This window comes from Arthrobacter sp. Y3221157 (assembly GCF_059089865.1).
In genome coordinates this window covers 20,550-28,260 of the sequence record NZ_JBNHFD010000048.1, presented here as the reverse complement: position 1 = coordinate 28,260, position 7,711 = coordinate 20,550, and the positions used below count along the sequence as shown (strand labels likewise).

The 7,711-nt window shown below is 66.0% G+C and carries 8 protein-coding genes; 2 read left to right on the top strand and 6 right to left on the bottom strand.

Translation table 11 applies throughout. The features are described 5' to 3' along the window. The 4 genes from AC5RTT_RS12975 to AC5RTT_RS12960 form a co-directional block, all read right to left on the bottom strand. The coding region (locus tag AC5RTT_RS12975) for a biotin/lipoyl-containing protein (protein WP_494145540.1) at positions 1-408 on the bottom strand (408 nt) is incomplete at its 3' end. Between the two features lie 7 nt (positions 409-415). Next, a complete protein-coding gene (locus AC5RTT_RS12970) occupies positions 416-1,396 on the bottom strand; it encodes an alpha-ketoacid dehydrogenase subunit beta (RefSeq protein WP_494011517.1) in 981 nt (326 codons plus the stop codon). Continuing rightward, on the bottom strand, positions 1,396-2,637 hold the full coding sequence (gene pdhA / locus AC5RTT_RS12965; RefSeq protein ID WP_494145539.1) for a pyruvate dehydrogenase (acetyl-transferring) E1 component subunit alpha: 1,242 nt from the start codon (positions 2,635-2,637) through the stop codon (positions 1,396-1,398). Before pdhA ends, AC5RTT_RS12970 begins: the two co-directional genes overlap by 1 nt. A 148-nt stretch (positions 2,638-2,785) precedes the next feature. Continuing rightward, positions 2,786-3,904, bottom strand: a complete 1,119-nt coding sequence (locus AC5RTT_RS12960) for a histidinol-phosphate transaminase (protein ID WP_494145538.1) — start codon at positions 3,902-3,904, stop codon at positions 2,786-2,788. 65 nt (positions 3,905-3,969) lie between these two features. Between AC5RTT_RS12960 and AC5RTT_RS12955 the strand changes: the two genes are divergently transcribed. Next, positions 3,970-4,398, top strand: a complete 429-nt coding sequence (locus AC5RTT_RS12955; RefSeq protein ID WP_494145537.1) for a phage holin family protein — start codon at positions 3,970-3,972, stop codon at positions 4,396-4,398. A gap of 14 nt (positions 4,399-4,412) precedes the next feature. Here the strand turns inward: AC5RTT_RS12955 and AC5RTT_RS12950 are convergent, their stop codons facing one another. Together AC5RTT_RS12950 and AC5RTT_RS12945 are read right to left on the bottom strand one after the other, a co-directional pair. Next, positions 4,413-5,765 carry a WXG100 family type VII secretion target gene (locus AC5RTT_RS12950; protein WP_494145536.1) on the bottom strand — a complete coding sequence of 451 codons (1,353 nt, stop codon included), beginning with the start codon at positions 5,763-5,765 and terminating at the stop codon, positions 4,413-4,415. A 17-nt stretch (positions 5,766-5,782) separates the two neighbouring features. Continuing rightward, complete coding sequence (locus AC5RTT_RS12945) at positions 5,783-6,082, bottom strand: hypothetical protein (RefSeq protein ID WP_494145535.1); 300 nt, start codon at positions 6,080-6,082, stop codon at positions 5,783-5,785. A 166-nt stretch (positions 6,083-6,248) separates the two neighbouring features. On the opposite strand from AC5RTT_RS12945, the gene purB reads away from it, so the two are divergent. Then, complete coding sequence (gene purB / locus AC5RTT_RS12940) at positions 6,249-7,691, top strand: adenylosuccinate lyase (protein ID WP_494051909.1); 1,443 nt, start codon at positions 6,249-6,251, stop codon at positions 7,689-7,691. Positions 7,692-7,711: the final 20 nt, after the last annotated feature.

Below are 7,711 nucleotides of genomic sequence, written 5' to 3'. Positions count from 1 at the left end.
GGCGTCGGCCTTGGGGCCGGAACCCACCAGCGGACCGCCGGCCGGGGCATTGTCCTGGGCGCCGGCGTCGTCCTTTGCCGCCTCTTCACCAGCCGGCAGCGTGCCGTACACCGGCTGCAGGGGTACTTCCGGGGCGCGCACGTCCGCGGGCGTTGGATCGCCTTCCACCTCGTCGCTGACGCTGATGATGGCCGTGCCGACGTCGATGGTGACCCCTTCCGGAACCAGCAGTTCGGTGACGGTCCCGGCGAAGGGGGACGGCAGTTCCACGATGGATTTGGCCGTTTCGATTTCGCAGAGGACGTCGTTGATGGCAACGGCGTCGCCGGGCTTGACCTTCCAGGAGACGATCTCGGCCTCGGTCAGGCCCTCGCCGACGTCGGGCAGGTTGAACTTGTTGAGAGTCATGGTGTCCTCAGTAGGAGAGGGCGCGGTCCAGCGCCTCCAGGATGCGGTCGATGTCCGGAAGGTAGTCTTCCTCCACCTTCGCGACGGGGTACGGCATGTGGAAGCCGCCCACGCGAATGACGGGGGCTTCAAGCGAATGGAAGGCCCGCTCGCTGATGCGGGCCGCGATCTCGCCACCGATTCCGCCGAACGTGGGCGCCTCGTGGGCGACGATCAGGCGGCCGGTCTTCTGAACGGAGGCGGTGACGGTGTCAAAGTCGAGCGGCGAGATGGAGCGGAGGTCGATGACTTCCACGCTGCGGCCGTCTTCCTCGGCGGCGTTGGCGGCCGCGAGGGCGACGGGGACCAGCGGCCCGTAGGCGACGACGGTGGCGTCGGTGCCTTCGCGAAGGACATGGGCCTTGAAGGGGTCGGCAGCGTGGCCAGGTGCTTCGGTGTCCACTTCGCCCTTGAGCCAGTAGCGGCGCTTGGGCTCGAAGACGATCACGGGGTCCTGGCAGTCCACGGCCTGCTGGATCATCCAGTAGGCGTCGTGGGGATTGGACGGGGTGATGATCCGGAGCCCTGCGGTGTGGGCGAACAGCGCTTCGGGCGACTCTGAATGGTGCTCCACCGACCCGATGCCGCCGCCGTAGGGGATGCGGATGACCACCGGCACCGTGAGGTTGCCATTGCTGCGGGCGTGCATCTTGGCCAGCTGGGTGGTGATCTGGTTGAAGCCGGGGAAGACGAACCCGTCGAACTGGATCTCGCAGACCGGCCGGTAGCCGCGCAGGGCCAGGCCGATGGCGGTGCCGATAATGCCGGATTCAGCCAGCGGGGTATCCACCACCCGGTCCGGGCCGAACTCGCCGATCAGCCCGTCGGTCACCCGGTACACGCCACCGAGGGGACCGATGTCCTCGCCCATCAGGAGCGACTTGGGATTGCCGGCCAAGGTGGCACGCAGGCCCTGGTTGATCGCCTTGGCGATGGTCATGGTGGTCATCAGTGGCCTGCCTTTGCTGCTGCCTGTCCCTGTTCCGCGGAGGAGTCCAGACCGGCAAACCCGGCCTCGTATTCTTCGAACCATGCCAGTTCCTCGGCCACCAGGGGGTGGGCCTCGGCATAGGTGTTGGCAAAGGCGGAGCGGATGTCCGGAGTCTCTAGGTCATGGGTGGTGCGCCGGACATAGGCCGCGAGTTCGTCGCCGTCGGCCTTGACCCTGGCGAAGAATTCATCATCCGCCAGGCCCTCGGCACGGAGGTACTTCTCCAGCCGGAGCAGCGGATCCTTGGCACGCCAGGCGTCTTCTTCAGCCGAATGGCGGTACTTGGTAGGATCGTCAGCGGTGGTGTGCGCACCAACGCGGTAGGTGAAGGCCTCGATCAGGACAGGGCCCTTGCCCTGCCGGGCGTGCTCCAGGGCCCACTCGGTGACGGCGTGCACCGCGATCACATCGTTGCCGTCCACGCGGATGCCCGGGAAGCCGTAGCCCTTGGCCCGGTTGGACAGCGGAACGCGCGTCTGCACGTTGGTGGGGACGGAAATGGCCCAGTGGTTGTTCTGGCAGAAAAACACCACGGGGGCATTGTAGGAGGAGGCGAAGACCATGGACTCGTGGACGTCGCCTTCGGAACTGGCGCCATCGCCGAAGTAGGCAATCACAGCGGCGTTCGGTTCCTGCCCGGCCGTGCCGGCCGCCGCGGCCAGCTTCTGGTCCCGCTGGATGCCCATGGCGTAGCCCACCGCGTGGAGTGTCTGGGCGGCGAGGACCAGGGTGTACAGGTGGAAATTGGTGTCCTTCGGGTTCCAGCCGCCATTGGACACTCCGCGGAACTGGCGGAGCAGTTCCGCAAGGTCCACGTTCCTGGTCAGTGCGACGCCGTGTTCCCGGTAGGTGGGAAAGATGTAATCCTGCGGCTGGCTCGCCCGGCCCGAGCCGATCTGCGCTGCTTCCTGTCCGGTCAGCGGAACCCACAGGGCAAGCTGCCCCTGCCGCTGGAGGGCGGTGGCCTCAACATCGAACCGGCGGATCGCGGCCATGTCCGCGTACAGCCCGCGCAGGCGGTCCGGCGTCAGCTTGTCCGCGTACTTGCTGTAGATCGGGTCGGCGCCGAGCTTGCCATCAGGTCCCAGCAGCTGCACCATCTGGGCCGCGGGCTCGCCCATGACGGCTTCCGCATCAGCTTCCCGCTGGTCGTCTACCGCTGTTCCGTCAAACTCGGTGGAAGGCAGATGTGTGCCCATACCGTCTCCTTGCTTGCCGCATCCGGATGCAATGCATGTCGCTGGGATATATGCCTCTTAGGGAATACATTCCTCTTGCGGCATATACATTGGCTTACTGATCCTAACTTTATCTTCAGTAGGTAAGCGCGGGGGTACTTGTTAAGCGCTAGGAAGCACCTGAGGGCTTTGTATAGTCCGCACACAACTGCAGGAACCGGGTGTTGGCCTCCTGCTCTCCGATGCTGACCCTGACCCCGTCCCCTGGGAACGCCCTGACGGACAGGGCCCGTGCGGCGGCGAGGTCTGCAAAGCGTGTACTGTCAGCACCCAGGGCCAACCAGACGAAGTTTCCCTGGGCATCGGGAACAGCCCAGCCCAGGTCCCGCAGGCCGGTTTCCACCCGGGCCCGCTCATCCACAAGCGTTTGTACCCTTTCTACAACCTGCGGAAAATTTTGCAGTGAAACGATTGCGGCTTTTTCTGCAATTTGCGACACGGCGAACGGGGTGGCGGCCACCCTGAGGTGTTGCGTGAGCCCCGGATTGGACACGCTGTAGCCCACGCGAAGCCCTGCCAAACCATGGGCTTTGGAAAACGTGCGGAGCACCACCACGTTGGGGTATTTGCGGTAGAGGACCAGGCCATCCACGGCGTCAGCTGCCCGGACGAACTCCTGGTACGCCTCATCGATGACCACCACCACGTTGGAGGGCACGGAGCGGATGAAGGCTTCAGTTTCGGCTGCTGCCAGTGCAGGACCGGTGGGGTTGTTGGGCGTGCACAGGAGGATCACTTTGGTGCGGGCGGTGACTGCGGCGGCCATGGCTGCCAAATCGTGCCGGCCATCGGCGGTGACCGGGATCCGGACGCTCTCGGCGCCTGCCAGTCCGACGCTGATGGGATAGGCCTCGAATGACCGCCACGCGTAGATGACCTCATCGGGCTTGCCGTCGTCATTCTGGCCCGCAAACGTGGCCAGGACCTGGTTCAGCGCGCCCAGGCTGCCGGCTCCGGTGACGATGTCATCCGCCGGGACGTCCAGGAATTCGGCGAGGGCCGCCCGCAAACGGCTGCTGAGCGGGTCCGGATAGCGGTTGAAGTCCTGCTGGCGCGTGATGGCCTCAACGACGGCGGGGAGCGGCGGAAGCGGGTTCTCATTGGAGGAGAGCTTGTAGCTGGCCAAGCCTTCGACGGCGACTGGCGGCTTCCCCGCCGCATAGCGGGGCAGCCGGCCCACCACCGGGCGCGGCGGAATCCCGCCGGCCAGGGCCTCTGAAGACGTCATGCAACCCAGCCTACTTCTCTCCGTCCCGCCCTCCCGTGTGCAAGGCCCTGTGCAAGCATGGGTCAATGGGCTCCTTCATTCTTCGGATCATCATTAACGCCGCAGCGCTGTGGGTGGCGAGCTGGCTTCTGCCGGGACTGGAAATCTCCAGCTCCGCCGCTTCCGAAGCCGTTGCGGAAAGCGGCGTCACGGAGGGCACCGACGCCGTCGGGCTTGTCCTGGCCTACCTGTTCATTGGCGCCATTTTTGGCATTGTGAACGCTTTCGTCAGGCCGCTGGTCAGGTTCCTCGCCCTGCCCATCACCATCCTGACCCTGGGGCTGTTCACCATCATCATCAATGCGGCCATGCTCTACCTGACGTCCTGGATCAGCAGCTACACGCCGGTGGAGTTCACCATCGACTCCTTCTTCTGGACCGCTGTGCTGGCCGCAATCATCATCTCGCTGGTTTCGGTTGTGGCCGGCGTGCTGCCTGGGGCACGGAAGCGCTAGCCCCGGCGCCCGGGCTACCGCCCGCCGTGCCCCCGCTCATGGGCGCGGGGGTCCTGCGGGGTGAGCGTTTGCGCAGGGCCCTTCGTGCGCGACAGGGAGAACCGGGTGGCCGTAGCCGTACCGCCGGCTCCGAGGACGCCGGCCAGCACCGCTGTGGAGTGCACCAGGGACGGATCGTTACTGTCGGCCACGAGGCGCGCCGCTTCCTGGTACCCATCGAAGCTGTGGCCAGGGCCCAGCCCCTTATCCTCCCGGGACGAGACAGGCGTGGACGTGGAGACGGTGACCCGGTTCCGGGTTTCCGGGTTGGCCGCACCATCGCTTCCAGGCACCCAGTCTGCTTCATGCTCAAGATGCAGTGCGCTGACTTCCTCTCCGGGCCTGGTTCCGGCCACCGGGGAGCCCGCCGTCAGCACATACTTGACGTCGTACCGTTCTAGGACGCGGGGATCGGCAGCCAGGTTCATGGCATGGATTCCGCCCTGGCTGTAGCCCACCGCGACCACGGCCGCGCCACGTTCCGCCCCGGCCAATGCCAAAGCATCAAGGACGGCCTGGTTCAGTTCCTCCGAGCCGTACAGCATTCCTTCCAGAATGCCGGCTTCGTCGAAGGGGTTGTCACCGCCCGCGTATCTTCCTGACGCCTGGGTGCCGGGAAGGACCACCACGTACGTCGCCTCCCCGCCGTTCTCCACCTCCAGCACCTCAACGTGTCCGGGACCGCGGGCATCGACGTCCCGGATCCGCTCCAGAAGGCCGGCGGGCGACGTATCCAGCTCCACCCGGACGGGTTCTTGCGGCCGTACGGCGATAGGCCGCGGGACGTAATTTGCCACCAGGAACATCAGGGCGTCCCGGACGAAGGGTTCCTGGTCAATCCTTGCCCGGACGTCGGGAGCCGCCAGTCCCAGCATGGTGATGATGGATTCCGTGGTTCGCCGGTCCGGGACTCCTGCTGCCGCCATGGTGTCCCACGAGCTGCTGAACTCCTCCACCCTGGTGATGCCGAAGAACCGGCCCACGTTGGCACGCCACTCCGCGTCCTCGTAGTCGCGGAGGCAGGCACGAATCTGGCTGCTGATGCGCTGCAACTCCGCCCTGGCGGCCTGGACGCGCCATTGACTGTTCCGGACGGCGGCAAGGTGCGCGGACCCGGACCACGCCGGCTGCCGGTCAGCCCAGCAGAGGTGGTCCAGGACCCGTCCCGCTTCCTGCTCCACGGCAACGAGGTCCCCGGCAAGGGCATCCAGTTTCTCCGCGCCGGCTGTCAGCTCTTCGAGCTGGACGCTGATGCCACTGCTGCCGCCCCGAATCGTCAGGTGTCCGTCCCTGCCGGGGCCGAACAGTTGGATGCGGTCGTTGTCCATGGGTTGTCCGGCGTGCGTTACAGCTGGCCTTTGGCAAGGGCAGCCGTGAAGCTCTCCTGGGCGTGGCGTGCAACGGCGGCCCTGGCTTCCTCCAGGCAGTCCGATGCCTGACGCAGGGCAGCACCCTGCCGGGCGACGGTGTTCCGGTAAGCCTGGCCGGCCGGCGACTGCCAGTCGAGCAGTTGGATCTCACGCAGTCCGGCTATGACTTCCTCGACTCCTGCCACGCACGATGCAAGCCGCCCGGCCAGTGGCATGAGATCGGCGGCGACATGGTCCGCGGCTCCCGGCATGCCGTCCCCCCACACGTTCCCCATGACACATTCCCCTCCCGGGCAGCTCCCGCCGGCCCGCATCGCTTTACTGATGCGCCAACGCTAAGGAAAGCCCGGCACCATCCCCAGCACCGCCGTCGGCTATGTGGACAAGTAACGTGGGCAGGCACGCTTCGGGGGCCACCGGAGTTCGTGAAAGAATCAGCACATGCCTGAAACTGCCGCCACAGCTGATACACGTACGCCCTCAGGACGCCTGGCCCTCGCCGCGTCACAGGAAAAGATCGCCCTCGGTCCCCTGGACGGCCGCTACCAGTCCGCCGTCGCGCCGCTGGTGGACTACCTGTCCGAAGCTGCCCTGAACCGCGACCGTGTGGCTGTCGAAGTTGAGTGGCTTATCCACCTGACCAGTAACAACGTTCTCCCCGGCGCCGGTGCGCTCAGCCAGGACCAGCAGGACCAGCTCCGTGCCATCGTCACCGAATTCGATGCCGCTTCCGTGGCCGAACTCGCGGAAATCGAAGCCGTGACGGTTCACGACGTGAAGGCCGTGGAGTACTACATCGGCAGGCGCCTTCCCGGCATCGGCATCGAAAACCTGACGGCCATGGTGCACTTCGGCTGCACCTCGGAGGACATCAACAACCTGTCCTACGCCCTCGGCGTCAAGGGTGCTGTGGAGGACGTGTGGCTTCCCGCCGCCCGCGCCCTGGTGGCCCAGATCAGCAAGATGGCGGAGGACAACCGCTCGGTCCCCATGCTCTCCCGGACGCACGGGCAGCCGGCCACGCCCACCACCCTGGGCAAGGAGCTCGCGGTCACCGCTCACCGCCTGAACCGGCAGCTGGACCGGATCGCAAGGACCGAGTACCTGGGCAAGATCAACGGCGCCACCGGCACTTACGCCGCCCATGTTGCCTCCGTTCCCGGCGCCGACTGGCAGCAGGTTTCCAGGTCCTTCGTAGAGGGCCTGGGACTGACTTGGAACCCCCTTACCACCCAGATTGAAAGCCACGACTGGCAGGCGGAGCTGTATGCCGACGTGGCCCGCTTCAACCGCATCCTGCACAACGTCTGCACCGACATCTGGAGCTACATCTCCATCGGCTACTTCGCGCAGATCCCGGTTGCGGGGGCCACCGGCTCCTCCACCATGCCGCACAAGGTGAACCCGATCCGCTTCGAGAACGCCGAAGCGAACCTGGAGATCTCCAACGGCCTGCTGGACACCCTGGCGGCGACACTGGTTACTTCCCGCTGGCAGCGCGACCTCACGGACTCCTCCAGCCAGCGCAACATCGGCGTCGCGTTTGGGCACTCGCTGCTGGCCATCTCCAACGTGGCCAAGGGCCTTGAGCGCCTGGACGTTGCCGAGGACGTGCTGGCCGGCGACCTGGACACGAACTGGGAAGTGCTGGGCGAAGCCATCCAGATGGTCATGCGTGCCGAGGCCGTTGCCGGCGTCAAGGGCATGGAGAACCCCTACGAGCGGCTCAAGGACCTCACCCGCGGCCAGCGCGTTGATGCCGCGCGCATGCGGGAGTTCGTGCAGAGCCTTGGCCTTTCCGCCGATGCGGAGGCACGGCTGCTCGCGCTGACACCGGGCAAATACACGGGCATCGCGGACCAGCTGGTGGACCACCTCAAGTAGGTCCGCCGCAGGGCGCAGGA